Origin of the sequence: Corynebacterium riegelii, from assembly GCF_016728505.1 — a bacterium.
In the GTDB taxonomy this organism is placed as follows: Bacteria; Actinomycetota; Actinomycetes; order Mycobacteriales; family Mycobacteriaceae; genus Corynebacterium; species Corynebacterium riegelii.
On the sequence record NZ_CP068159.1, the window covers coordinates 307,606 to 334,078 of the forward strand.

At 61.1% G+C, this 26,473-nt stretch carries 25 protein-coding genes; 11 read left to right on the forward strand and 14 right to left on the reverse strand.

The features are described from left to right. The first annotated feature begins 225 nt into the window (after positions 1-225). From I6I71_RS01460 to I6I71_RS01470, 3 genes are read left to right on the forward strand one after another with little or no spacing between them, the layout of a single operon-like run. Positions 226-1,368: an AAA family ATPase gene (locus tag I6I71_RS01460; RefSeq protein WP_201821731.1), complete on the forward strand. Its 1,143-nt coding sequence runs from the start codon at positions 226-228 to the stop codon at positions 1,366-1,368. Beyond that, complete coding sequence (locus I6I71_RS01465) at positions 1,349-1,633, forward strand: type II toxin-antitoxin system TacA family antitoxin (protein ID WP_070494841.1); 285 nt, start codon at positions 1,349-1,351, stop codon at positions 1,631-1,633. Before I6I71_RS01460 ends, I6I71_RS01465 begins: the two co-directional genes overlap by 20 nt. Next, complete coding sequence (locus I6I71_RS01470; protein WP_201821733.1) at positions 1,626-2,141, forward strand: GNAT family N-acetyltransferase; 516 nt, start codon at positions 1,626-1,628, stop codon at positions 2,139-2,141. Before I6I71_RS01465 ends, I6I71_RS01470 begins: the two co-directional genes overlap by 8 nt. 14 nt (positions 2,142-2,155) lie before the next feature. Here I6I71_RS01470 and I6I71_RS01475 read toward each other — a convergent pair whose 3' ends face one another. Beyond that, a complete protein-coding gene (locus tag I6I71_RS01475) occupies positions 2,156-3,445 on the reverse strand; it encodes an adenylosuccinate synthase (protein WP_201821734.1) in 1,290 nt (429 codons plus the stop codon). A gap of 101 nt (positions 3,446-3,546) precedes the next feature. On the opposite strand from I6I71_RS01475, the gene I6I71_RS01480 reads away from it, so the two are divergent. Then, positions 3,547-4,371 carry a hypothetical protein gene (locus tag I6I71_RS01480; RefSeq protein ID WP_201821736.1) on the forward strand — a complete coding sequence of 275 codons (825 nt, stop codon included), beginning with the start codon at positions 3,547-3,549 and terminating at the stop codon, positions 4,369-4,371. Between the two features lie 295 nt (positions 4,372-4,666). After that, positions 4,667-5,509 carry a PRC and DUF2382 domain-containing protein gene (locus I6I71_RS01485; protein WP_201821738.1) on the forward strand — a complete coding sequence of 281 codons (843 nt, stop codon included), beginning with the start codon at positions 4,667-4,669 and terminating at the stop codon, positions 5,507-5,509. A gap of 653 nt (positions 5,510-6,162) precedes the next feature. On the opposite strand, the gene I6I71_RS01490 is transcribed toward I6I71_RS01485, so the two are convergent. The 10 genes from I6I71_RS01490 to clpB form a co-directional block, all read right to left on the reverse strand. After that, the gene (locus tag I6I71_RS01490) at positions 6,163-7,356 is read right to left on the reverse strand and encodes an FUSC family protein (RefSeq protein ID WP_052206013.1); all 1,194 of its coding nucleotides are present in this window, start codon (positions 7,354-7,356) and stop codon (positions 6,163-6,165) included. A gap of 59 nt (positions 7,357-7,415) precedes the next feature. After that, positions 7,416-8,450, reverse strand: a complete 1,035-nt coding sequence (gene fbaA, locus I6I71_RS01495; RefSeq protein WP_201821740.1) for a class II fructose-bisphosphate aldolase — start codon at positions 8,448-8,450, stop codon at positions 7,416-7,418. A gap of 51 nt (positions 8,451-8,501) precedes the next feature. Further along, positions 8,502-9,698 (reverse strand): glycoside hydrolase family 76 protein, encoded by a 1,197-nt coding sequence (locus tag I6I71_RS01500; RefSeq protein ID WP_201821743.1) that lies wholly within the window; start codon positions 9,696-9,698, stop codon positions 8,502-8,504. Positions 9,699-10,151: 453 nt separating this feature from the next. Continuing rightward, positions 10,152-10,826, reverse strand: coding sequence for a TrmH family RNA methyltransferase (locus tag I6I71_RS01505; RefSeq protein WP_236587429.1), 675 nt, complete (start codon positions 10,824-10,826; stop codon positions 10,152-10,154). A gap of 22 nt (positions 10,827-10,848) precedes the next feature. After that, positions 10,849-11,382 (reverse strand): orotate phosphoribosyltransferase, encoded by a 534-nt coding sequence (gene pyrE, locus I6I71_RS01510; protein ID WP_201821744.1) that lies wholly within the window; start codon positions 11,380-11,382, stop codon positions 10,849-10,851. Continuing rightward, complete coding sequence (locus I6I71_RS01515) at positions 11,375-12,235, reverse strand: type III secretion system chaperone family protein (RefSeq protein ID WP_201821746.1); 861 nt, start codon at positions 12,233-12,235, stop codon at positions 11,375-11,377. The genes pyrE and I6I71_RS01515 overlap by 8 nt, the downstream gene beginning before the upstream one ends. Then, positions 12,235-13,083: a sulfurtransferase gene (locus I6I71_RS01520; protein ID WP_201821748.1), complete on the reverse strand. Its 849-nt coding sequence runs from the start codon at positions 13,081-13,083 to the stop codon at positions 12,235-12,237. Before I6I71_RS01520 ends, I6I71_RS01515 begins: the two co-directional genes overlap by 1 nt. A 33-nt stretch (positions 13,084-13,116) precedes the next feature. After that, positions 13,117-13,530 carry a DUF4265 domain-containing protein gene (locus I6I71_RS01525; protein ID WP_101734623.1) on the reverse strand — a complete coding sequence of 138 codons (414 nt, stop codon included), beginning with the start codon at positions 13,528-13,530 and terminating at the stop codon, positions 13,117-13,119. 95 nt (positions 13,531-13,625) lie between these two features. Then, positions 13,626-14,141 (reverse strand): NYN domain-containing protein, encoded by a 516-nt coding sequence (locus tag I6I71_RS01530; protein ID WP_308314034.1) that lies wholly within the window; start codon positions 14,139-14,141, stop codon positions 13,626-13,628. Positions 14,142-14,824: 683 nt separating this feature from the next. After that, the gene (clpB, locus tag I6I71_RS01535; RefSeq protein WP_201821750.1) at positions 14,825-17,371 is read right to left on the reverse strand and encodes an ATP-dependent chaperone ClpB; all 2,547 of its coding nucleotides are present in this window, start codon (positions 17,369-17,371) and stop codon (positions 14,825-14,827) included. Between the two features lie 482 nt (positions 17,372-17,853). On the opposite strand from clpB, the gene I6I71_RS01540 reads away from it, so the two are divergent. Continuing rightward, positions 17,854-18,357, forward strand: a complete 504-nt coding sequence (locus tag I6I71_RS01540; RefSeq protein WP_201821752.1) for a helix-turn-helix transcriptional regulator — start codon at positions 17,854-17,856, stop codon at positions 18,355-18,357. Continuing rightward, entirely contained in the window at positions 18,354-19,424 is a 1,071-nt protein-coding gene (locus I6I71_RS01545; RefSeq protein ID WP_052205990.1) for a ferredoxin reductase domain-containing protein, read from the forward strand. The genes I6I71_RS01540 and I6I71_RS01545 overlap by 4 nt, the downstream gene beginning before the upstream one ends. Here the strand turns inward: I6I71_RS01545 and I6I71_RS01550 are convergent. Next, positions 19,399-20,229, reverse strand: a complete 831-nt coding sequence (locus tag I6I71_RS01550; protein ID WP_201821754.1) for a carbon-nitrogen hydrolase family protein — start codon at positions 20,227-20,229, stop codon at positions 19,399-19,401. The genes I6I71_RS01545 and I6I71_RS01550 overlap by 26 nt on opposite strands. Positions 20,230-20,308: 79 nt before the next feature. On the opposite strand from I6I71_RS01550, the gene I6I71_RS01555 reads away from it, so the two are divergent. From I6I71_RS01555 to I6I71_RS01570, 4 genes are all read left to right on the forward strand, one after another. Further along, positions 20,309-20,563 carry a hypothetical protein gene (locus I6I71_RS01555; RefSeq protein WP_201821756.1) on the forward strand — a complete coding sequence of 85 codons (255 nt, stop codon included), beginning with the start codon at positions 20,309-20,311 and terminating at the stop codon, positions 20,561-20,563. Then, positions 20,556-21,740: an alpha/beta hydrolase gene (locus tag I6I71_RS01560; RefSeq protein ID WP_201821758.1), complete on the forward strand. Its 1,185-nt coding sequence runs from the start codon at positions 20,556-20,558 to the stop codon at positions 21,738-21,740. The genes I6I71_RS01555 and I6I71_RS01560 overlap by 8 nt, the downstream gene beginning before the upstream one ends. A gap of 450 nt (positions 21,741-22,190) precedes the next feature. Further along, positions 22,191-22,469, forward strand: coding sequence for a helix-turn-helix domain-containing protein (locus I6I71_RS01565; protein WP_232305821.1), 279 nt, complete (start codon positions 22,191-22,193; stop codon positions 22,467-22,469). Continuing rightward, positions 22,466-23,284 (forward strand): ImmA/IrrE family metallo-endopeptidase, encoded by an 819-nt coding sequence (locus tag I6I71_RS01570; protein WP_201821768.1) that lies wholly within the window; start codon positions 22,466-22,468, stop codon positions 23,282-23,284. The genes I6I71_RS01565 and I6I71_RS01570 overlap by 4 nt, the downstream gene beginning before the upstream one ends. 224 nt (positions 23,285-23,508) lie before the next feature. On the opposite strand, the gene I6I71_RS01575 is transcribed toward I6I71_RS01570, so the two are convergent. Together I6I71_RS01575 and I6I71_RS01580 are read right to left on the reverse strand one after the other, a co-directional pair. Then, positions 23,509-23,745 carry a hypothetical protein gene (locus I6I71_RS01575; protein WP_201821770.1) on the reverse strand — a complete coding sequence of 79 codons (237 nt, stop codon included), beginning with the start codon at positions 23,743-23,745 and terminating at the stop codon, positions 23,509-23,511. A gap of 133 nt (positions 23,746-23,878) precedes the next feature. Then, a complete protein-coding gene (locus I6I71_RS01580; protein WP_201821772.1) occupies positions 23,879-26,461 on the reverse strand; it encodes a zinc metalloprotease in 2,583 nt (860 codons plus the stop codon). Positions 26,462-26,473 lie beyond the last annotated feature (12 nt).

The following is a 26,473-nucleotide window of genomic DNA, read 5'->3' on the forward strand; positions in this document are numbered from 1 at the left end:
GTCGCACCATACCCACATCTGGGGGCAATTCGTGTGATCTATGGGTGGCGGCGGGGCTCGGCGGGTGTGGTGGGTCTCGGCGGTGGTGCAGCGCTCGGGGTGTTGCAGCATGTGGGTTTCGGGCGCGGTCGGGGTGTTCCGCCAAGGCGGGGTGCCTAACGGAGGCAGCAGTGAATTAAACGCGTGTCGTGGTAGCCAAAAGCGCTTCACAGTAAAGTCGGCAGCGTGCAGATTCACACCCTTGCTCTGGATAACTTCCGGCGCTTCGCGCATTTTGAGATGGAATTTGAGCCAGACCTCACGCTCATCAACGCGCGCAACGGCAAGGGAAAAACGACAGTGCTCGAGGCCGCGACAATCGCACTACAGCCCTTCGTTGGTACCTTGATGCCTGGGCAATCTGCCAGCATCAAACAACCGGATGCAAGATACTTGCCTACAAACGGGTTTGAACGCGAGCAAGAGTTCCCGGTTGCAGTAACCGCAACTTTTGCCAACCCCAATGCGCAATCTAGGCGAGAGCTTCGAAAACCAAACGGTCGCACGACCAGCGTAAGTACCCACGAGCTAACTGAATACGCAAATGACCTCCTCGACAAACTGCGCGATGACAGGGCCGCGGTGGAGTTGCCGGTGATCGCCTATTACAGCTCGAAGCGTCTCTTTGCGCTGCGTGGTGGCCTTGCAAGCAGGATCGCCGGACTAAGCCGTACGGTTGGCTACCAGGATTGCTTGTCAGCGCTATCAAACTTCAAAAAACTCGAACAATGGATGGCAACCGCCACACTCGCGCAACTGCAAGAAGAGCAACGGCAAACGGGTGCAGCAGGCATTGCAGCACTCCGCAAGAGAGTGCAAGGCATTGAAAATGCCGTCGACTCCGTACTGACAGATGAAGGCTGGACCGGCTTTCACTACAGCCTCCACTTTGAGGAGCTGGCGATTTCCCACCCAGACCACGGACTGATGCCAATTTCAGCGTTAAGCGATGGCACGCGTGCAATGGTCTCCCTCGTTGCTGACCTGGCCAAGCGAGCATCACAGCTCAACCCTGATTACGGTGAAAACGCTGCGAAGCTTGCATCCGGAATCGCGCTCATCGACGATATTGACCTGCACCTTCATCCCGAGTGGCAGCACCGCGTTGTTCCTAGTTTGCAGGCAACATTCCCCAACATGCAGTTCATCATCAGCACCCACAGCCCCCAAGTGTTGAGCTCAGTACCGCGCAAACACATCCGTGTACTGGAACAGGATGAAGACCAGCAATGGCACACCCTTTACACCCCTCCAAAAGATGACGTACATTGTACTCACACAATATTTCGGGAAGAAGTAGGGGACTACGATGACACTGACAAAGGATAAGCGACTCAACCTCCGCACAACAGCCCAACAAGACCAGCGCCTTAAGCGGGCTGCGGAAGTCCGTGCGGTTTCCGTGTCCGAATTCATCCTCAAAAGCGCAATGGCAGAAGCAGAGAAGGTCCTAGCGGATCGCCGCTGGTTCGAGCTGAACGCAGAGGACTTTGCAAAGTTTGAGCAAGCTCTTGACACACCAGTCGATGGGACGAAGCTGGCACGCCTCCTCGCCTCTGAATCCGTATTTGGCAAGGAGTTCACCCTTGACTGACGGTATCCTGCACGAACCTCGCAGGATTAAGAAAGGCGACCACCTTTCAAACTTCTCGTGCGGAGTAGATAGTCTCGACGAATGGCTCAAGCGGTTTGCGCTGCGGAATCAGCGGGCCAACAACGCAGTTACGTACGTAACCACGCTCAACGATGAAGTTGTCGGCTACTACGCCCTCGCCTCAGGCGGGGTTAGCCGTGAAACACTGCCGAAAGACCTGCCTGGCGGGTCGAGACCATATGACGTACCGGTGATTGTCCTCGCTCGCTTCGCCGTTGACTCCCGCGCACAGGGCAAAGGCGTCGGCCGATCACTGCTTGCAGACATGTTCCGGCGTGCGCTCGCAGCCGCCGACATCGTGGGTGCAATGGGAATTTTGATCCATGCACACGACGAAAGCGCGAAACAGTTCTACCTGCGCCATGCCGATTTTTGGGAGATGCCCGGCGAACCGCTACACCTACTACTGCCGATTAAGTCGATCCGTGCTGCGCTTGAGAGCGGGTAGGTAAACCCAGCCCCCTAGCGCTCCATGACGTCGTGGCGCATGATCGTCTGGTCGCGGCCCGGGCCCACACCGATGTAGCTGATCGGGGCGCCGGAGAGCTCCTCCAAACGCAGCACGTAATCCTGCGCCTTCTGCGGCAGATCCTCAAACGTGCGGCACTCCGTGATGTCCTCGTCCCAGGCCGGCATGGTCTCATAGATCGGCTCGGCGTGGTGGAAGTCGGTTTGGGTCATAGGCATTTCGTCGAAACGCTTGCCGTCCACGTCATATGCCACGCAGATCGGGATCTCACCGATGCCGGTGAGCACGTCCAGCTTGGTCAGGAACAGGTCCGTAAAACCGTTAACGCGGGAGGCGTAACGGGCAATCACACTGTCGTACCAGCCGGTGCGGCGTTTACGGCCCGTATTCACACCAACCTCACCGCCGGTAACCTGCAGGAACTCGCCCCACTTGTCAAACAGCTCCGTTGGGAACGGCCCCGCGCCCACACGCGTGGTGTACGCCTTCACAATGCCCAGCACACCCGTGATGCGAGTCGGGCCGATGCCCGCGCCAACGCAGGCGCCGCCAGCTGTCGGGTTGGAGGAGGTGACGAACGGGTAGGTGCCGTGGTCCACGTCCAGCATGGTGGCCTGGCCGCCCTCCATAAGCACGTGCTTGCCTTCGTCGAGGGCGGTGTTGAGGACACGTTCAGCGTCGATAACCATCGGCTTTAAGCGCTCACCATAGCGGCCGAAGTAATCCATGGTTTCCTCCACCGAGATCGCCTGGCGGTTGTACATCTTCACCAGCATCTGGTTCTTCACATCCAGGGCGGATTCGATTTTTTGGCGCAGGATTGATTCGTCGAAAATATCCTGCACACGCAGGCCAACGCGGGCAACCTTGTCGGCATAGGTCGGGCCGATACCACGGCCAGTGGTGCCAATCGCGCGCTTGCCCAGGAAACGCTCCTGCACGCGGTCCAGCGTCTGGTGGTACGGCGCCACCAAGTGCGCGTTGCCGGAGATACGCAGGCGCGAAGCGTTCGCGCCGCGGGCCTCCAGACCGTCAATCTCCTCAAACAGCGCCTCAAGGTTGACCACAACGCCGTTGCCAAGAATCGGGGTGGCGTTCTCACTGAGCACGCCGGCGGGAAGCAGCTTCAGCTCATACTTTTCACCGCCGACAACCACGGTGTGGCCGGCGTTGTTCCCACCGTTGGGTTTGACCACATAGTCAACCCGGCCGCCGAGGATATCGGTAGCTTTACCTTTCCCCTCGTCTCCCCACTGGGCACCCACAATGACGATGGCGGACATCTATCGCTCCTTATATATACGGACCCGCATTATTCGTCCCGCGTTGCATATCTCGCGTGGACTTTGCGGCCAGAGACGGCGCTTATTGTAGCGTGCAACCTATGCGTCTACTTCATTGCGCGTGCGGTCCCACCGAAATTTCTATCCCGGGCGCCCAGCGACACGACCTTCCACCAATCCCCACACGCAAAGATTTGCGCTTTTTAGACACCGCGGCCAAGGAGTGCCTGCCGGTAGATCCCACGCCTTCGCTTGCAGAGATGCAGAAAAACCCCGCCGCCCCGCATTTGGGCGATCCCACGTTTGCGCCGCAGCAGCCGGAGGAGCCACTGCGCGTGATCGTCTCCGGTTCGGACGCCGCCTTAGGCGCCGTGCTCACCCGCATGATGCGCGGCGATTACCTCTGGGCGGAGGTTGCCTACCTGCCCTCTGATGCTGGCTCGCCCGCCGCCGTGAACTGGGGTGTGGATGGAGACGTTGCGTTTGCCTGCGAAGCACCCGTCATCCCCGCCGCATGCGTCCGCACAGACAAAGGCCTGGTAGTTGCGGGTTCGGCGTCTGTATATTGCGGCGATGGGTCGTCGGAGTTTGTCGGCGAAATCATCGTTGATTCTAAAACCTTGCTCCTACGCACCGGAGGCCGCTCCCGTCGCCGCGGCCTCTACGGCGCACGCCTAGTACCCACCATGAGCGCACCCGGCATCGCCGCCACCACCATCACCACCCCACTTCTGCGCCGCGGGCTGGCCCGCCTCCTGCCCGCCGGCCAACCCGACCCCTCCCAGGTCCTCACCGGACGAGCGGTCCAAGCCGGTGGCGAGAACATCACTTTGCTTATCGACGCCCACGCCCACCCCCCAACCACCTCCACCACCTTCTACCGCCACCTGCGGGACATTCAATCGGTGCGTGCCGCATCGTTGTAGGGTCACTTTAGGGTCACTTTAGGCCGAGTGTGAGAAAACTCACATTGTTGGTTTTGTTGTTTATGAGGCCGCTTTCGTAACCGTTTCGCAATGTATGCAAGGTGGATAGAACCGTAAATGTTCCTGAATCCCCAGCGCATCCGGTTGCTGATCGCAGATATACCGGAATATTTGAAAATTACGAGGGAAAGTTCCGGATTTTTGGCCGGCTGGGGTTTGTGGTCGGCGGAGTCGGTGGAACGCCGTTACGTTGGGTTGTGTTCTGAAAAACCAACTAACCAAGGAGCTACACCCAATGACTAACCTCAACCGCATTGAGGATCTTGCAAACGCAACCGCTTACGACGTCAACGGCGACAAGGTCGGTTCCGTCCAGGACGTCTACGTCAACGACACCACCGGCCAGCCGGACTTTATCACCGTCAACCACGGCCTCTTCGGCACCGGCAGCTCCATCGTCCCGCTGCGTGGCCACAGCCTTCGTAACGGCGAACTCCACCTGGCCTTCCCGAAGGACCGCATCGAGGACGCCCCGGATCTTGATGACAACGGCCACCTCACCACCAACGACCAAGACGCCCTCTACCGCCACTACGCTCTGACCGAGACCCAGGACGTCACCACCTACGAAACCGGTGCCCCCGCCGATGGTGCTGTTGATGCTGGTACTGCTGGTGCCGCTGGTGTCGGCGCTGCCGCTGCAGGCCTTGGTGCTGGTGCCGCTGATGCTGACTGCCCGGCCGCTGGCGCTGCCGACAGTGACGAGCTCATCCGCTCCGAGGAGCAGCTCAACGTTTCCACCGACCGCGTCGAAACTGGCGAGGTGCACCTACGCAAGTACGTAGTCACCGAAACCGAAACCGTCGAGGTGCCTGTTGAGCGCGAAGAGGTCCGCATCGTCCGCGAGCCGATCACTGACGCCGACCGCGCCGCCCACACCGGCACGATTGGTGAGGGCGAAGCCTCCGTCACGCTTCATGAGGACCAGGTCACCGTAACCAAGGAATCCGTCCCGGTTGAGAAGGTCTCCCTGGAGAAGGACACCGTCCAGGACACCGAGCGCGTCTCCGAGGAGGTACGCAAGGAGCGCTTCGACACCGATGGTGTTATCACCGACGGTGACGCCAACCTCCGTTAGCGGAGGAATCGGCCGGCGCCAGCCGGCCCAACAATGAGAAAGCCGACCCTCTCGGGTCGGCTTTTCCTTTTCCTTTCGTCCCGACTCTGGCCGTTCCCGACAAAAGAATTCAGAACTAATTCAGTGTCCTGGGGAGAATCCTGAATTCGTTTGGTTTTGGGTGTTCAGCGACCTGGGGAAACTGAATTCTTTGCCCGTTTTTGGGGAAAGAATTCAGGGTCGGCGGCGCAGCACTGAATTACTTCTGAATTCTTTCCTCCGGGCGGACCGAACCCGTTCACAACTGGCCCGACAACTGGCCGAGCATCTGGCTTGGCAAGGCGGATCCTGACAAATGTGACGAGGCGCCCAGGGCCGCTCAGCTGAAGCCCAGCTCAGAGCGTTTCGAACGGATTGGCGATGTAAGGTTTGTCAGCGGGAAGGCGACGGCCCTGACAAATTTGACAATTCGGCCGGCTGCCGATTTACAAACGGGCAGGTCAGGGGGTTTTGGCAAAATTTTGGTGTCAAGTTTGTCAGTGGTCGCCCAGCTGGGCGGCGGTGGGGCTGGACCGGTGGCTGGAAAACGGCCAGCCAGGCTGGCCGGTGGCCGAAAAGGGCTGGCCGGTGGCCTGGCAACAGCCACCAAAACCAACAGCCACCGAACCGCCCGGCTACTCCCCGATGGGGTCTACGTCGAAGACTTCCGGCGGGTACTTCGGCGTTGGGGACGTCGGCGCCAAAGCAGCCAGGGCGGACTCCCTAGACATGCCGCAAATCTGCAGCATGTCCACCGTCAGGGAGCGCGTCTGGGCGAGGATGGCGTAAGTGGACAACACCGGCCCTCCAGGGGCGGATTCCGCAACTGACATGTCGGCGGTCTGCGCCACGGCACGCAGCTCGTTGACCATCCTCGGGATGACGGTGGCTTGGGCGCGGCGGGAGTGGACGTCGTAAACCTCGGAGACCTCAAGGGCCACCTTGGCAAGCGTGTCAATCAACGCGATCTGGGTCTCGGACACCGGGTCCTGGTCCTGGCACAACACCCGGGCGCGACGAGCCAGCACACGGGCGGAACGCACCGCGTTATCCACCGGCGGGATCACGCGGCTCATGGACTGGATGTAGCGGCGCGAGCTCCACAAGAACGGGGAGATGCGTGTGGATTCTTCACCCGACTGCACCGCCGCGGCCATCGCGTCAATGCGCGTTTGGGATCCTCGAATCGCCTTCAAGGCAGTGTTGATTTCTTTGGGGTCGAGGGCTTGGAGTCCAGACGCGACGTCGTCAAGCACACTGCTCAAAAGGCTCATAACCTGGGCGATCTCTGCCCTCGCTGAGGCCATGGGACCTTGGGGAATCAACGAAAGGACGCCGAGGGCCACGAGACAGCCGATGAAGGCGTCCACGGTGCGGTCAATGCCCGTGACCTCTGCATCCGGCGGCATGATTGTCGCGATCAGGATTGAACCGATCGCCACCTGGTTAACCAGCATCTGGGACTTTGAGAAAAACGACGCAATCAGAAGCGCCCCAGAGACAATAACCGCAATCTGCCAGGGGCCGTCCCCCAGCCGGTAGAACAACAGATCACCCACCAGCACGCCAAGCATGCAGCCGATGGTGATGTCCACCGCCTTAGTCAGCCGGTCGCCCGTGCTGATGCCAATGATCAGCACCGTTGTAATCGGCGCGAAGAACGGCCGTTGGTGACCAAACAGATCCTGCGCGATCCAATACGCAAGGCCGGCGGCAAGACCGGTCTGCAAAATCGGCAACAGCCGTTTACGCACGCGCTTGAAACGCGCCTGGAAAGACTCATCAACCGCGCGCAGGCGGTCGCGAGTGTTCATTCGTTGTTGAGCCATGGCAGTACAAATACTAATGGCGCCGGGCTAAACCCGACGCCACGTGTTAAAGAGAGAGCTTACTTAGCGACGCTCTTTCCAACCGAATGCAGATCCTGGCACGCCTCAATCACACGCTCAGACATGGACTGCTCCGCCTTCTTCAGGTAAGAACGCGGGTCATACATCTTCTTGTTGCCAACCTCGCCGTCAATCTTGAGCACACCGTCATAGTTCTGGAACATGTGGGTGACAATCGGACGGGTGAACGCGTACTGGGTGTCCGTGTCCACGTTCATCTTGACCACGCCGTAGCGCAGGGACTCCTCAATCTTCTCCTTCTCAGAGCCGGAGCCGCCGTGGAAGACGAAGTCAAACGGGTTGGTGCCAGCAGCCAGGCCAAGCTTCTGCTCCGCAACCTTCTGGCCCATGTCCAGCACCTCCGGGCGCAGCTTCACGTTGCCCGGCTTGTACACGCCGTGGACGTTGCCAAAGGTAGCGGCAAGCAGGTAGCGGCCGTTCTCGCCGGTCCCCAGTGCGTCAATAGTCTTAGCAAAGTCCTCTTCCGTGGTGTACAGGTTCGCGCCGGCCTTCGCCTCAACGCCGTCCTCTTCACCGCCGACAACGCCGATCTCCACCTCAAGGATGATGTTGGCCTTGCGCGCCTTCTCCAGGAGCTCCTGAGCCACCTCAAGGTTCTGATCAATCGGCACCGCCGAGCCGTCCCACATGTGGGACTGGAACAGCGGCAGCTCACCACGGTCCACGCGCTCCTGGGAGATCGCCAGCAGCGGACGCACGTACTCATCCAGCACCTCAAGCTGGCAGTGGTCCGTGTGCAGCGCAATGTTCACGTCATAGTGCTTGGCCACCTCGTGCGCGAACGCCGCCAGCGCCTGCGCGCCAGCCACCTTGTTCTTCACACTCAGGCCGGAGCCGAACTCTGCACCGCCGGTGGAGAACTGAATGATGCCGTCCGACTCAGCTTCGGCGAAGCCCTTGATAGCTGCGTTGATGGTTTCGGAAGAGGTGCAGTTAATTGCCGGGAATGCGAAGCCGCCCTTCTTGGCGGCATCAAGCATCTGGTTGTACACCTCAGGGGTTGCGATAGGCATGCGGAAATCCCTTCCTGTCGGGGCAAAAGATACCCCTCCAGTATGCCCCGTCTACGGCATGTTTGCAGCCACCGCCGCCGCAGCCTCCAGCAGCAGCCAGCCAGACAGCTGGACTGAGAGGTCGCGCTCATCAATTCGAACCAGCCCCACCGCTTCGCTTATCGACGCCGGGCCCAACCCATAGTTATGCGGCAACCTCGCATCTTCCGTCCACTCCGCCGGGAAAATCGGCAGACCATCGACCTCAAGACGGTGCTGCCACAGGCTTTCCGCCGACGCCAAAACCAGGCGCGCCGCCACCTTTTTAGTTGCGATGTTCTCCCGCGAATCCTCCGGAAGCCTCACCGCGATCTCCGCCAGATAACGCGCAAGAATGCCCTTGAACAGGCCGCCGTCGCCCTCACCGGATTCGGCGGCCGGGCTGATGATCACGCCCTGCGGGGTTGCCATATTCAGCGCGATGGCCTGCACGATGGCGCGGATGTGCGTGATGTAAAACACGGACGCGTCGGCGCGCTCGGAGAATTCAAAGGAGTCGATCGGCTCGTCTGTGGCCAGCCCGATGTCCTCGCGCAGCGCCAGCGCAATCTCCAACGAGGCGCCCAGCACCGTGCCCTGGTTATAGGTGTAGAGCTTCTGATTCACTTCGGGCCCGTGCATGCGCATACGGATGCCGTCATAGAGCAGACCGGACTCTGCGACCAGGTTGTCAAAGATCCAGTCCGTGATCTGGCGCGCCTTGTCTAAACGACCGGTCCTTGCAAACAGGATCGCCGCCGTGGCGTTCGACGCAATGTTGTAATACGTCTCCTCCGCCTTAAGCGGCAACACACCCGTAATCGGATCAATGGCCTCAAGCAGGTCAAACTCCAGCGCGTCGAGCGTGCGCGTGCGCTTAAACCCGTCGAGCGCAAGCGCCCGGTTCCACGCGAGCGCCAGCCACGCCTTGTCATCATTGTGCGGATTGTCCGTCGGCTTGCCCTTGGTCCGGCGCTGAATGCCGCGAAGCGTGTCCGCCAACTGCTTGCGCCTGGACTTAGTCGGCCGCCGCAGCGCCGCATCCACCTGGCAATCCAAGTATTGCGCCTGCCACCAAAAGTGCCAGTGCCAAAACAGTTTGTCCTTCGCCCCCGGCGGCCACGTCACCATTGCCAGGTTGGTTTTGGGGATGCCCCAAAGACGAGCGGCGTGACGCTCATGAATGGCAGATGCTGCCAGGTCAGCGCGATGCGACCAGGTTTCGGGCACGTTGGCTCCCTCGGCTCCCTCGGCTCAGAATTGTGCTTTCTATATTGCCACGGGACGCCCCTTTGTTACCCCCTCCCCCGGCCGGCGCTGCGGGTGGTTGCCAGGGCGAGCCCGGGTGCGCATTTCTGTGAATCGGGGCTTTCCTGTGAGTCGGGGTTGGAATACCCCTTTGGCGCATCGTCGGCATTTTTGTGAGTAGATGCTCGGTCAGAGGCTCGGGATTTGGAATCTTCACGCTCTGACCGAGCATCTAGTCACTAAAAGGCAGAGCCTCCGCGAAAGCAGGGTGTCTAGGCCAGGGCGGGTGTCCGGGTGGGGTCAGCGGGAAGGTCGGGAGGAGAGCGATGAAGGAATTCCGGGAGGTGATGTCACCACCTGGGGCAATGGGTGCCGGAATGCAACAATTTGGAAATTACCGCAGCGGCCGGGGGCCAGCAGCCGGGGGCCGAAAAGCTACCAGGCTTGGGAAAGGTCGGCGTGCTGGCGGATCCAGGCGTGCATGGCAATGCCAGCGGCAACGCCCGCGTTGATGGAGCGGGTGGAGCCGAACTGGGCGATGGAGCAGGTCATGGAGGCGGCGGCTTGGGCGTCGGCAGTCACGCCGGGGCCTTCCTGGCCGAAAAGCAGCAGGCAGCGCTTCGGCAACTCAGCCGTTTCCAAAGGCACCGAGCCGGGCGTGTTGTCGATGGCCACAACCGTGATGTCCTCATCCCTAGCCCACGCAATCAAGTCCGCAACCGTGGCGTGGTGGCGGATGTGCTGGTAGCGGTCCGTGACCATCGCGCCGCGCCGATTCCACCGCTTGCGCCCAACAATGTGCACCTCACGCGCCAGAAACGCATTCGCAGTGCGCACCACGGTACCGATGTTCATGTCGTTTTCGAAGTTCTCGATGGCCACGTGGAAATCGTGACGCTTCGAGTCCAGGTCGGCGACGATCGCGTCCATGGACCAGTAGCGGTAGGCGTCGACAACATTGCGGGTGTCGCCTTCGGCAAGGAACTTCGGGTCGTACTGCTCGCCTTCCGGCCACGGGCCTTCCCACGGCCCGACACCGTGGCGGCCCTCGTTCCATTCGGTGGGGCCCTTCAGCTCGGTGGGGCCTTTCGCCTCGGTGGGGCCCTTCACGTTGGCGTCGTCAAGCGGAAGCTCAGGCAAGCCCAAGATCCTCCAGGCCGAGGATGTGGCGGTACTCCACGCCGGCGTCTGCAATCACCTGGGCGGCGCCGGTCGCGCGGTCGACCACGGTGGCCACGGCGACAACCTCAGCGCCCTCGGCGCGGCAGGCCTCGACGGCGGTCAGCGGGGAGTTGCCGGTGGTCGTGGTGTCCTCCACAACCAGGACGCGCTTGCCGGCGATCGATGGCCCCTCGATGCGACGCTGCATACCGTGCTTTTTCGCTTCCTTGCGCACCACAAACGCGTTGATAGGCCGGCCGTCCGCGTGCATGACAGCGGTGGCCACCGGGTCGGCGCCGAGGGTGAGGCCACCGACGGCGTCGAAATCAAGGTCCGCGGTGAGCTCGCGCAGCAGCTTGCCAATCAGCGGGCTCGCCTCATGGTGCAGCGTGGCCCGGCGCAGGTCAACGTAGTAATCCGCCTCCTTGCCGCTGCTCAGCGTCACCTTGCCGTGTACCACGGCCAGCTCCTTGACCAGCTCGGCCAGACGTTCTTTGTTACTCATGTGTGTCCTCCTCAAAAATGGATGGCGGTTGTTGCATGCGCGGCGCGCGCGTTAAATCCCCCGCGCGGGAGTCGCCGGCGATCGGCGCGACGTCATCCGCACCGACCTCGCGCGGATCCACCTCCCCCTTCGTGGTCCCCGTGACCCGCGTGGGCAGTTCCACTTCGGGCCGCAAGAGCTTTTGCTTATCGACGCCCACCTCAAAGCCCCTCTCCGCCAACCCCCGAGGGGAGGCGGGTGGGAGGGTCCGCGCGGCGTCTGCAAGCAACCCGAGCGGGGCGAAGGCGGCGTGCCAGTCGCTGGTCTTGGCGCCGTGGGCCATCTGGGCGACAACCCAATCAGCCTCAAACCACACGGCCTCCACCGCAGCCGGCATCTGCTCAAGAGCAGTGGAAACGCGAACGTCAATGAAGCGTTGGATGGGGCCGGTGTCCGTGCCGAAGACGCGGAAGCCTTCGAGTTCAGCAACCAGGTGGAGGTCTGTGCCTGCGTTGTCGCAGGCTCCGACACCGGGATCGGCATTGTCAACGCGGCGCATGTCAACCACCACGTCACTTACCTCACCGGTGGTCATGGCGATGACCGTGGTCGAGCCGAGGTCCGCAATGTAGGTGTCGTGGCCGTACTGCACGCCACTGGCCACCTTGGTTGCCGCCGCTCCTGCTGAAGCGGCGCCACGGCGCCACTCCCCCGTCAAGGACTCATCAGTCTTGGCGTACGCGAACCCATGTGCCTTCGCCCACGCTTGCCTGCTCTCCGTGACCGGCAGCGCTGGCAGACTGGTCTCCGGACGCAGCAGCCACAAGCCCGCCGCAAATAACACGACGGCCAAAAGAATTAATACGTAAGCCATTACACGTCTGCCGCCACCGGGTTTTCACGATTGGCAGCCCACTGGGACCAACCACCGATGTAATGCGTCAACGTAGGCAACCCGGCGTGCTCCAACGCAGCGAGCAGGAGCGCCGAATGGTTACCCGAACCCGAATACGTAATGGCCTGAGCAGGATCCGTCGACTCTGTAACCCCAATCTCAGCGGCACGCTGGCAGATCTCGTCTGCGCTGCGCACCAAGATGTGATCCTCCTGCGAGTCAAACAGCTCTGAGACCGGAAGATTCACCGCATGCGGAATGTGACCCGCACGCAAGTCAAGGGCTTCGCGGCGGCCCTGGAAGCGGCGTTGCGATCGTGCGTCGATAAGCAGGCCAGCGAAATCCCTGACCTCCTCCATGCTGGCAGTGGGCATGCACCCTGGGTTGAGCTGCACCTCGCGCGGCACGACCACCTGGCCGGGGCCGGCGACCGTGGGCAGCTGCTTGTCGTCCCAGCTGGCAAAACCGCCGTCCACAATGTGCACATCCTGGATGCCCGCCCAGCGCAACACCCACCACGCGCGCGCCGCGAACAGGCCCGTGCCCTGGTCATAGACGTACGTCGGACGGCCTGCCTCAATACCCCAGCTCTTCACAGCCTTGCGCACAACATCAATGTGCGGCAACGGGTTACGACCCTCCGCGCGGCCCGGCATGCCCGCCAAATGCGACGCCGGATCACAAAACAACGCCGACGGCACATGCTCCGACTGGAACTTCGCCCAGCCACGATCCTCTTTCTGCTCCCACAGCGCCGCAATCACGGTCTGCTTCTTGCCGGACTGAATGCGATCGTTCAGCTCCTCCGCCGCCACAAAAACGCTCATGGTGGCTCATTCTAGGGCAAATCTTTGAAGCTGTTATGCCATGTAGCCCGGCGCTTGCTGGATTGCGCCCTCAGACTCCAAACCATCCAGCCACTCCATAATCCCCTCACGAGGGCAATCCGCGCCTATGGACGCCGCGAGCATCCCACCCGGCCCCATCTCCACCCGGCAGCCGAACGCCAAAAGCGTCTCGGCGAGCTGCAGCGGCGCCTCCGTCGCCGGGAGAATGCGCACCGTGGACGCACCGCCGCGCACCACCACACGATCCACGTGGAACTGGCCGCCAACCGTGACGCATTCGACGATGTCGCCCAGCGCCAACGACGTATCCACAAACGGCACACTGGCAACCACAAAATGGTTGCCAGAGAGCTGGTGGCCCGCAAGCAGCTCATTTTCCACACCCGGGACGGCAACCCGGGTGGTAATCGTGGTGATCGGTTGCATGCCCGGGATTGTAGCCGGTACTAGGGTCTGGGCGTGGCGGGTTGGCGGTGGGTTGGTGCGGCTTTGAAACTCTGAAACGCAAACATCGCTATTTCCTAGAGCTCTTCGTCCTCTTCATCCCCTTGCCCTTTGGGGCCGACCCCGAGATTGCTAACGTGAAGTGGGTCTTTTAAGTTTTCTGGGTAATTGAAAACGCATTGCCGAATACCATCTACATGTTCACTGAGGCTCGTGGTAACGGTGGCCCACATTGGGTCAAGAATAAAATCTATCCCGGAACGGCGGGCATGCTTTGCAGCTGGAACAAAGTCGCTATCTCCGGTGATCATCACTATCTGATTTACCGTTCCACTCTCCGCAAGAGATGCTATGTCGAGACCAATTCTCATATCGACACCTTTTTGAGTGATTTCGAGTTTGAAATCTCTCTCTTGCAAATCCTCTACCCGAAGAGTCCCCGCACAAAGCTTCTTCAGAGGATCAGTCTTCAGCACATAGCCATTCTGAGTTTCAAGTTCTTCACCGCGACGAAGTGCAACCTTTCTCTTGTGCGTTAACGCATCGAAGAACTGATTTGTCCATTTGAACTGGTCGGTCGCGGCCAAGTTCACTTGGCTTCTAGTCAGTGGGTGAAAGAGAACTTTTTCAGAGGGCGGGCAATCATAATAGAAAATTCGGTACAGGCTGCTTCGCGACTTACTTATATGACGGCGGGCATACCTCACCATCTCGTTTGCGCGGTCTTCCGGCGTCTTATCCCCAAATAGGCTATAAGCACGGCGCCTATAGAAACCTCCATCGATTAGAACTGCAGTAATCACCGGACGTAGGTACAAGGGCCGGCCTGCCTCGTTTTCTCGCCTTCGATGCTGCCTAGACTTTTGACTCAAAACTTCCCCCTTAGATGATTAAAGCCCCTGTCATCGGCGTCACTCCTGATTGGTGGAGGGTCAACGGCAAGGGGCGTTGATCAACAATGATAGCACCGCGCGAAGCCTTTTACCATTCGTCAACCTCATTCTTAGCAAAGATTTACAACTTGCCAGACTATCCCTCCACCCCTCCCATAACTACCGCAAATGTTTCTTTGGGAGCAATTACTGCGGGGTTGGCGACTCGGTTGCTGCCGAAACGTTTCTACCTATGAACCGGAAGAGGGCCCCGTAAGCGCTAATACGCTTCAACGAGACCCTCACCGGCGAAGACAAGGGGTAATGGAACATGCAATTGGGAGGGAATTCGTACCATCCGATCTCCGACAGTCCGGCCCACCGGCACCGCCGGCGGCGAGTACTTAGGCCGTGATGTCGAGGTGGTCGGCGCCTTCGGCGACGTCTACGTGCACCGGGTCACCGTCGCGGATCTCACCGGCAAGCAGCTTCTTCGCCAGCTGATCACCGATCGCCTGCTGGATCAGACGACGCAACGGACGAGCACCGTAGGCCGGGTCGTAGCCACGCTCCGCCAGCCAGGACTTGGCGGCGTCGGAGACGTGGAGCGTCAGGCGTCGTGAAGCAAGACGCTCCGCGAGCGCCGCGAGCTGGATGTCCACAATGCCCACGAGCTGCTCCTGAGTCAGCGGGTCGAAGACCACCACATCATCAAGACGGTTGATGAACTCCGGCTTGAAGTGGTGCTTGACCGCGTCCATGATCTGCTCACGAGTACCACCAGCGCCCAGGTTGGAGGTCAGGATCACCACCGTATTGCGGAAATCCACGGTGCGGCCCTGGCCATCCGTCAGGCGGCCTTCGTCCAACACCTGGAGCAAGACATCGAAGACGTCGGGGTGGGCTTTCTCGACTTCGTCGAAAAGCACGAGCGAGTACGGACGACGACGCACCGCCTCAGTGAGCTGACCACCAGCGTCATAACCCACATACCCCGGAGGAGCACCGACCAGGCGCGCAACGGAGTGCTTCTCGCCGTACTCGGACATGTCGATGCGGACCATGGCGGACTCATCGTCGAAGAGGAACTCCGACAGTGCCTTCGCCAGCTCCGTCTTACCCACACCGGTGGGGCCGAGGAAGAGGAAGGAACCAATCGGACGGTTCGGATCCGCAACACCCGCGCGGGCACGACGCACCGCGTCAGACACCGCAATGACTGCCTCGCGCTGGCCAACCACGCGCTCACCCAACACGTCTTCCATCTGCAGCAGCTTCTCAGTCTCGCCCTGCATCATCTTGCCGGCCGGAATACCCGTCCAGCTAGACACCACATCAGCGATCGTGTCAGGCGTGACCTCCTCCTCCAGCATCGTCTTCGTGCCGGCCTCAGACTCAGCCTTGGCCACCTCCGCCTCCAACTCCGGGATGCGGCCGTAGCGCAGCTCAGATACCTTGGCGTAGTCACCCTCACGCTCCGCGATCTCGGACTCATTGCGCAGGCGCTCCAGCTCCTCCTTCGCGGACTGGACGCGATTGACCTCGCCCTTCTCGTTCTCCCAGCGAGCCTTCATCTCGCCCAAAACCTCACGCTGATCCGCCAACTCCTGGCGCAGCGCGGCGAGGCGCTCCTTCGAGGCTGCGTCCGACTCCTTCGCCAGCGCAATTTCCTCAATTTCTAGACGACGCACCACCCTCTCCAACTCATCAATCTCCTGCGGAGACGAATCAATCTGCATGCGCAGACGCGAACCGGCCTCATCGACAAGGTCAATCGCCTTGTCCGGCAGGAAACGGTTAGTGATGTAGCGGTTAGACAGCTCAGCGGCAGCCACCAGCGCGGAGTCCTGGATACGAACACCGTGGTGGACCTCGTAGCGCTCCTTCAGGCCACGCAGAATACCAATCGTGTCCTCGACGCTCGGCTCACCCACGTACACCTGCTGGAAACGACGCTCAAGCGCCGCGTCCTTCTCAATGTACTGGCGGTACTCATCCAGCGTGGTCGCGCCAACCAGGCGCAGCTCACCGCGCGCCAGCATCGGCTTGATCATGTTGCCCGCGTCCATCGCGCCCTCACCGGAGGCGCCGGCGCCGACGATCGTGTGCAACTCATCAATAAACGTAATGATCTCGCCATCACTGGACTTGATCTCATCCAGCACTGCCTTCAGGCGCTCCTCGAACTCACCGCGGTACTTCGCCCCGGCCACCATGGAGCCCAAGTCAAGGCTGATCAACGTCTTGCCCTTCAGGCTCTCAGGGACGTCACCGGCAACGATGCGCCGCGCCAGGCCCTCAACCACAGCGGTTTTGCCCACACCAGGCTCACCAATGAGCACCGGGTTGTTCTTCGTGCGACGGCTCAGCACCTGCACCACACGACGAATCTCCGCGTCACGGCCAATAACCGGGTCAATCTTGCCCTCACGCGCACGCGCCGTAAGGTCCGTGGAGTACTTCTCCAACGCCTGGAACTGCTGCTCCGGGTCCTGAGAGGTCACCTTCTTGTGGCCACGCACGGACGGAAAGGCGTTCTTCAACACCTCATACGTCGCGCCGCGCTTGCGCAGAAGCTCCGCAGCCTCGTCGCTGCCCTTCGCAATCGCCGCCAAGAGCACCTCCGTAGAGACGTACTCATCACCCAACTCACCTGCCAACTCCTGGGCAGCGTTGAGCGCCGTCAGCGCCTCACGGTTAAAGTTCGGGTTCGCCATGTTGGCACCCTCAGCCTTGGGGTAGCCAGCCGTAATCTCCGCAGCTTCCTTTGCGACGGTCTCCGGATCCACCCCCGTCGCCTTCAACACAGGAGCGGCAATACCGTCCTCCTGCTTCAAAATCGCCTCAAGCAGGTGCGCCGGACGAATATCCGGGTTGCCCGCAGCCGACGCCTTCTGCAGCGCCTGTTGGATCGCTTCCTGCGTTTTCGTGGTTGGGTTAAAAGCTCCCATCTCGTACTCCTTTGTGTTTTTGTTGCTAAATTTTGTTGTGCACTTGGTGTGCACTGTCGTGCACTGTCGTGCACTTTGCTCTGCACTTGGTGTAACGCACGCGAGGTTGAGTATGTTCCACTCAACTTTGAGTTGGGCCGTTTGGGCCCGGTTTGGTCTATGCCTGTGGGCTCGGACCTTGGGGGTTTCTGAGATTTGGAGTACGGGGGGAGCTTTTTGGGATTGCGGCGAATATCTGCCAAACCGGGGATAGTTGCATTGGCTGACAGCTGGTTCACAGTTTCGGACCTATTGCGGCAGATATCCCCGATTTGGCAACATGCTGCCGCAATTAAAAAAAGCTCCCCCACCACCCCACAGTCCCAAGGTGCTGCCCCAAGTCACCGCCCCAAGGCGCGCACTGAGCAAGCCGAGTGCGCTGAGCAAGCCGAGTGCGCCGAGTGCAGCGAAACTACAACACAACAACGGAGGGGGATCCACCAATGGACAACAAGGCCGAACAGGCACAAGAGCAGGCACAAGATCAGGCACAGGGAAAGAAGCGCGTTGAGACCGCTGCGCGCGGGCTGACCATTTTGCGGCTCATGCAATGGGGGCGCCAGTACACGGCTCGCGACCTTGCCGAGGCGCTAGGCGTGAGCGAGCGCACGGTGCGCGAGTACATCGCGCAGCTGCGGCGAGACGGCTACAACATTCACTCCGCACCCGGTGTCGAAGGCGCCTACCAAATTCAGTCGGGCGACTACATTCCCGCACTCTTCTTCGATGAGAAGCAGTTCGATCTCATCCTGAAAGGATTACGCGCGCTGCCGTTCTTGCTTGGTAATGACCACCCTGACATCGCCGAACCCCGCCTCCTCTACGACAAGATCATCCGCCAACTTCCGTATGGTACTGACCATCGGGTCTCCGAGGAGATCCGCGACTTTGAGTGGAACATGCTGAAGATGTCAGCGAAGGCGACTGCGTATGATCGACGGTCATGAAGGACCCAGCAAACGTGCGCGCAGAATGGTTTCAGCTTTTCATTGACGCCTACCCACAAGGCGCCGCACTGTTGCCACAGGGCACGACCGAGATGCCGCAGATCGCGCTCGATGCTGTGGAGTACGTCCTAGAACACGCGACGCACGCAGCGCACGCCGGGGCCAACGGCGAAGACAGCGCAGGCAACGCGAGCGCTCCGGAGCTGCCGGAGGAGGTCACGCGGCGCCTGGAAGCATGGGCATTGGATTTGCGTCGCACGGGGTTTCCGCCGGCTGAGTTTGGGGCGGTTGGGGGGCTGTACGGGGGCGTCGTCAAGCTGGAAAAGCCCCAGCGTGAGGTGCTTGCGGCGGCTGCGGACGTGATGAGGAAGGCCAGCGAGGCGGCCGACGCGGCGGGCATCGCGCCGGCGCACGTGGCGCAAGTGACGGATGTGACACAGGCGGCGGGGGTGACGGTGTTGAGGTTGGAGACGGGCTCGCAAATCGAGTACCAGCCGGGGCAGGTGTTGCCCGTGATGCTGTCCGGGCGGCCGGGCGAGTGGCACCAGTGGGCGCCGGCGACGCCGTCGAACAACTTTGGCCAGCTCGAGTTTCACGCGGAGCTGGATTCGGACCCGGGCGATTTTGTCACCGTGGGTGCGCCGCGCGGCAACGGAGTGGAAATTGGTGAGCGCGACGTGCTGCTTGTGGCCGTGGGCACTGGCCTGGCCGCGGCGAAGGCGATCGTGTTTGACCTGCTGGAACGCGCAGAGAAGCCGAACGTACACCTCATCATCGCGCCGGGCCCGGAGGGCTTTTACGACTTGGCAACACTCAGCGCACTCGCGAAAGCCCAGCCCTGGCTGACGGTGACGTGTGCGTCTGCGGACCCCGAGTTGGACACCGGCGGCCTGCCGTGCGTGCGCGTGCCGTTGCACATGCTGGTTGAGGGCCCCGGAACGTGGTGGGGCAGGGACGTGATCTTGAGCGGATCAGAAGCCGACATCACGCCGCTAGCGGAGACGCTTGCAGAGCTCGACCCGCAGGTCATCGCGCATGACGCTAGTGCATCTCCGTTTGCTCAGTAATAGTCAAAAGCGGTAGCGCGCGGCGGGTGGTGTCCACTTCGCTGAGGTCAATGTCCACAATCAGCGTCTCCGGGGCGTAACCGGCCTCCGCGATGCGATGCCCAACGGGGTTAACCACGCACGAATGCCCCGCGCCGGTCGGCCCGGACGCCTCGCCGGCCTTGGTCTCCCAATCGGGACGCGCCTGGCCCGCCGCCGCAATAAACGCGCCGCTATCGAGTGCGCGGGCGGCCGTCAGCGTGCGCCACTGCTCAATCTTGTCCGCACCATCGGCCCAGCTTGTGGGCACAACGATCAGCTTCGCGCCGCGCGCAGCCAGCGCCTTGAACTGCTCCGGGAAGCGAATATCAAAGCAAATTGCCACGCCCACGGTTTCGCCCTCGTGCTCAAAGGTGACCAGCTCGCTGCCGGTCTGCACGGTGTCGGATTCGCGGTAATTGAACGCGTCATAGGCGTGAATCTTGTCGTAGCCCTTGTGTATATTTTCGCCCGTTATGAGTGCTGTGTTGCGCACGCGGTTGAGGGTTTTTTCGCCGACCTTATTGACATCACCCGGCCGAAACATCCCCGCCACAATCTTCACCCCAAGACGCGTGGCAAGCTCGCGCATGGCGGTGGCGAACTCCCCGTCCAACTCCTCCGCCTGAGTATCTAATCTCCCCTGGTCAAAGGCCTGCGAGGATGCTTCCGGCAGCACGATGAGGGTGGCGCCGGCGGCGGCTGCGTCTTCGATCAGCGGGCGTAGTTTTTCAATGTTTTCGGCCTTGCTGGCTCCCGTGACCGTTTGCAATAAGGCGATTTTCATGTGGATAACTCTAGGCAAGTTATCCACAGTTTGGCTGCAAACCGTTGCCCCACCCACCGCCACCTGCCACACTGCCGGCATGAATTTTCTTAGCCTGACCGAACAAACCGCACACACCGCCCTCGGGCATCTCCCCGAGCGCGTCCCAATCCCCACAGCCACCCTCGACCCCTCCCATACAGCCACCGCCCTGTCCCAACTCCAGGCCAAGGAGCTTCTGCTTCACGACGCCACGTTTCACCCCCTCACCGCCCACCTCAAATCCATCGCCACCTTTGCTCGAAGCGTCGTTGATGCGGACGACGCGTGGGCTAGGAGGTTTGGCCGTGACTGACCTCGCGTATGCCCCGAGCCTGTTTCCTACCCAGCTGCGCAGCGTTGCTAGCGCCTGGCGGCTTACCGCCAGGGCGTTATCGGCCCGCGCCGCCGCCGTGCGCCGCGCGATTGACGCGTTGAAGGCCAGCGGCTTCGACGGTCCCGCGCCGCAGCAGGCGTATAAGCGTTTAGAGTCTTACGCCGCTAGTTACGAGGCCGCCGCCGCACGCGCCGAACGCGTCGCCGACGTGATGACGCTGGCCGCCCAACAGCAGGACCTCATCGACCAGGCTGCCGCCGACGCTCTTCACCAGCGCACCATTGTGCTGCTGAATCTGATGTCGAAGCAGCTGGATATGGCGGTTGCCAAACATCTCAACCCAACCGTTGCGGATCGGATGGAGAGGTTGGTGGATGGGGTTGGCGTGGACGTCGATACGCTACATGCCCAACACATGGCCACCCTGCCCGCCACAACCCAACTGGCCATCGAGCGGGCCGGCGGGACCGTGCTTGAGGCCGGGCCCGGGGCGACCACCGTGATGGTTGGTAATGCCGTGGACCCCGCGCGCATCATCACCATGGTCGCGGGTGTCTCCAGCGGTGACCCGCGCGACCTGCCCGCTGAGCTGGCGAAAGCCCAACGCATCGCGGAGACCACCGGCGCGTCCGTGGTGGTGTGGCAAGGCTACGACCCGCCCAAAGACCTGGCTGAAGGCTTCTCCGGGCTGCCGGCCACGCGCGGGGCGGCGGACCTGTCCATGTTCCAACTCGCGCTTGAGCAGCGCTGGCCGGACGCCACCAAAACCGTGGTCGCACACTCCTACGGCACACTGGTGGCCAGCCGCGCCGCCCACCAGCACGGGTTGCTTGCGGATGACCTGTGGCTATTAGGCAGCCCGGGTGTCGACGGCCGCTCCGTTGACGACCTCACCCTACGCAGCCCCGATTCCGCAGTGTTCGTGGCGGACGCCTCTGACGATGTGATCCTGGCCCTGCGCAACGACGCTTTCAGCCTCCACGGCTCGACCTCCCCCAGCGACCCCAGCTACGGCGCCACCATCATCGACGGCGTCCGCGGCAGCCACAGCGACTACTTCACCGACCAGGTGCTGCTGGATGCGTTGGCTGGTGGTGGTTCTGGCGGTGGGGTTGGTTCTGGCGCGGCGGCCGGCGCCGCGGCTGGCGCCGCTTAGCCGTTGCGCTGACAAAGTTGACGACGCCATTTTGCCAAAAAGCCTCTGACCTGCGCATTTAAAATCTAGGGTGCGTCCAAAATGTCACATTTGTCAGTGGTCCCGAAGGAATCCTGACAAAGTTGACGAGGCTATTTTGGCGACCTGGGCGTTTGCCGACCGGCAGCGGGCGCCCCGTCATCTTTGTCAGTGCTCCACTTTGTCGGCCAACGGCCCAGGGGCGGATCCTGAATTCTTTGCCCGATTTTGGGAAACAAATTCAGGATTGACGGCGCCGCTCTGAATTCTTTTGAGGAGACCTGGCACCTCGGGCAAAAAGAAGTACGACGGCAGCCTAACCGTCCGTGCCACAATCCGTATAGAATCAAAAACAAAGGCGGGTGATTCACAATGAAGCAAAACAATACATCCTTCGGCAGCCGGCTCACGCAAGCGCGAAAAGAAGTCGGAATGTCCCAGCGGGACCTTGCGCGTGTGAGTGGGATATCGCAGCCAACTATCCAACGCATCGAAACTGGCGCGCGGGAGCCTTCGCTCTTGCAGCTCTCGGCGCTTGCGTTTGGGTGCGGAGTAAGCGTTGATACCCTGCGCGGGTCAAGTCCACTACGTGAGGAAGTGCGCGTTGCCGGCCGCACAAATGACGCTGGCTCGGATGATTTAGCCGAATATCTTCTTTACGCGTTGGAGCTCTCACGCGAGCTAGACGAAATTGGGATTCCCAGACGATGAGAAGCAACGAAGTTATCGGCCGGGAAGCAGCCAACGCTTGCCGAAAAGAGTGGAAATTGGGTTTCACGCCCATCGGCAACCTTCCGAAGCTGATTGAAGATAGGTGCAAGGTCGGCGTCGCACTTATTCACACCGATTCCCCAGGCCATGGCATGACAATGCAGCTCGGCGACCACACCATCATGGCAGTCGGATGTACTCCGCATCCGATGCGTCTGCAATCAACCCTCGCCCACGAACTCGGTCACCTTCGAATAGGTACGGTCAACCGTCAATTGGGATCCAAAGGGTGGGAAAAACGCAGTTCAGAAGAAATTCAGGCCGATAGTTTTGCTCGCCATTTTCTACTCCCCACGGAGGCACTCAAAGGTTTTGGAAAGCAGTCACACGAATTGGAGCTTTCGAACCTTGTGCAGAACTTTCGCGTATCGCCTGCCATTGCTGCGATTCAGATGCGAGACTCGGGACTCATCGATGAACAGCTATGTATCGAATTCGGAACAATCTCAACGAAAACACTTGCCGCAAAATTCGGCTGGCTGTCCGAATACAACGCTCTAGCAGCTGCTTCTCTCACGCCACGACCACCACAAGCGCTCATGGCGCGGGCTGTTGAGGCATACCAATGGCGCCAGATTAGTGCTAGTGCGCTTGCACGCCTCCAAGGTGAAAAAGAAACCACACGCTTTGAAAAAGCCTTGGAGCAACAAGGGATTACGCCGTCGCCAATATCCACTTCGCCCGCCCGTCCAACTCCAGCAGATGGAGGATTGACGCCGGCCGAGATTGAAGTCCTCATGAATGGCGAAACGTAGTGCATATCCTCGACACTGGACCAATATTCAAGTTTCTGACTACAGATTGTGCGCCCCAACTACTGCTAGCGCTGGGAAACAACCCCATTCATGTGCCGGAAGCTGTGGCGTACGAAGTGGTCGACACCCCAACGCGGCATACTCAGTTCGCAAGGGCAGCCGAGGTGTGGCCAAGGATCCCTGAGCGGTTCAAAGTGATTCTCCCTGATGCTCCGACCGATGAACTACGGGAACTGAGTCGGTCCGTCCTCAAAGCAGACTTCGACGACATGTACGCCCAAACCCGAGACCGCGGAGAGAACATGGCCATCCTCCACGCTGTTTCCCTTGCCAGGAAGGGCCGAACCGTACTTGTCATCTGCGACGAGGAAGAAGGAACTTCCACGATCCTTCGCGAAGCGAACAAACTGAAGCTGCAGCAAACCACTGGCCGCCACACTCCCGGTGGCCAGATCCACCATGCAGACACGATCACACTTCTGCGGTGGGCTCTCGAAGGGGGCGGTTTTTCGTCTATCGACGCCTTTGTAAAGAAGTACAACGCCATGGCCTCCCTCGACTCCTCCCTACCGCGAGAGGTGAAAAAGACCGGACTTACAAAAAGCCCTCCATGGCCCCGACCATGACGTGGGTGGCAAGCCAGGAGCCAGCGGCGAGGGCGGCGCCGCCCAGCGTCATCAACACGCCAAGGATGATGGACACCACGGTCAAGGGCTCGGTCAAGGGTTCGGTCGCGGTACCAGCAGAGGAAGCGGCGGGGCCTGTGTCAAAAGAGCCGGGGTCGGCGGGTGTCACGGTGACGCCGTCGGCGTGGGTTGGCTGGACGGTGGTCACGCGCGGGACGGCTGGGATGCTGGTCAGCGGTGCAGCGCTCGGGCCGGAACCTGGACCAGCGCCGGGGCCAGAGTCAGCACCGGGACCGGGAGCGGCCGGCGGGCGGGTTGGCAGCGGCGCTGGAACAGCAGGACCACCAGCACCAGGGCCACCAACACCAGGACCACCAGAAGCAGAATCATCAGCATCAGCATCAGAAGGCGCAACCTCGGTCAGGGCCGGCTTTAGCTTGCCCTCCACCACTGCGCGGACGGGGCCGGTGGCGTCTGAAGGCAGCTCCGAAACCACCCGCTCGATTTCGTCCTTGGTGTAATCCAACACCGGGATGGACAGCGTTTGGTTGTACTGGACCTCGCCGTCTTGGTTAAACAGGGTGAATTCAACTGGCAGGGTGGGTTGGGGGTGGGCGGGGTTGGGGTTGACGGGGACGTCGATAAGCAACTTGCCCTCGCTGGCCGAAAGGCCGGCAACTGTGACCTTTTGTACCCAGCTTTGGTTGAGGTAGCGGGCCTCAAGCGTGAACTCGTGGGCGGCGGTGCCGTAGTTGCTGATCTCGGCGTGGACGACGTTGTTGCGGCTGGCGGTGAGGACGCCGTTGGGCTTCTCAGGGGTGTCTACAAGCCGGAAGCCGCCGGTGCCGTTCTGCGAGTCGGCGGCGAGTTTGATCAGGCCGCGGACCTCGTCCTCGGTTTTCTGCGGGATTTCAGGGGTGACCTGGCCAATCGCGCGACCCACGCGGCCGCCGGTCAGCGTCAGGTTCTCCCAGTCCGGGGCGATGCGGAACTCGCCCGGCGCGCACAGTTGGCCTGCGGGCGCGGTCTCGCAATACGCCGGCCAGGAGCCGCTGGTGGACCACGCATCTGTAAACCCGAAGTGGGAGAACTGATACAGGTAGTTCATCGTGGACTTGTAGCCCGGGATATAGTCGTAGCCGCGCGGGCGGTCGTTGAATTTGATGGAGCCGCTGTGGTCCAGGCCGAGGTTGTGGCCGAACTCATGAAGCATGGTGTTGCGCACCTGCTCGTCACTACTGATGTCCTTGTACCAGGCCACGTAGAAGGCGCTGCCGGGCATCTGCCCACGGCCGGAGGCGCCGATGCCGGGCGCCATCTGATCACCAATCACGCCGAGGTGGAAGACGGCGTCGCGGGAACCTAGCAGGTCATTGGTAAAGGCGTTGAAGACTTGGCTGCTGACCTTGTTTTCAAAGGGGTATTTGGCAAACGGGATTTCGCCGCCTTTGTAGGTATCGGCGTGGTAGGTGTGGTACCACTCGCCGGCGTCGATATGCAGGCGCACCCCGCCGCGGTCAAACTCTTTGACCAGGTCATCCAGGATCTTTTTGGACGGCCGGTAGGCGTTCTTGTTCGCCGCCGCACACTCCGCCCAGTCGGTGAGCCCCTGAACGTTGACGGCGAAGCGGCCTTCAACCTTGCAGGCGTCTTGGTTGGTGAACTCCGGCACCATCCAGTTCAGCTGCAAAAACACGTCTTTTTTATCCGGCCCGGCACCCCATTTGTGCAGGTCTAACGCTTCCCCGCCGTCGGGGGTGAAGGAGCCGCGTTCCCATTCGTCGGGGATGCCGTCCCCATCGTGGTCCATGGAGATCGGCTGCGGGGTCACGCGCACGCGCACCTGCGCCTCGAACGTCTCGCCGGGTGCGACCTCACGCGCCCAGCGCGCACCCTGGATGTCCGCGCCACCAGCAGCACCCTGCACGCCGACACCGCTGCCGGGGATGGCTTCGCCGAAGCTATCGGAGAACCCGGAGCTGACGTGCCCTTCGTTTGGGCTAAACGCAATGTCATAGCCCGGCGCGGCGGAGCGGGCGGTGATCGTGCCGTTGTCATACTCGCCCACGAACTCGGTGCCGGCGCTAAAGGAGCGGTGGCGCATGTCCGCCCGCACCCACTTCACGCTGCTGGTGGTGTTCGTTGCGCTTTGGGTGACCACCACGGTGTCGCCGTGCAGCTCTACGGTGCGGGTGACTGTGATGCCGGTGGTGGCGTCCGTGGACACCATGGTCACGGTGTTGCCCACCCGGTTGACGGTTGCGCCGTCCTGATACTGCGGCTTGCCGCCGATCCACATCCGCGTTTGCACACGCGAGTCAAACACGCCGGCCATGCTCAGCGGCGCGTCCCACGTAAACTCCAGCTCATTGCCAAAATCGGTTGCGTTGAGCTCGGCGGCGCGCAGCACATCGTCCTCACTGTCGCGCGCGTAGGTTGCCGTTGTGCCACTGATGGTTGTTGCGGCTTGAGCATGCGTATCGACGCCCACGCCAACCCCCACCAACGCCCCCACCACACCAAGTGCAAGCACAGTTTTTGGAATACGCATGACTACCGTTTC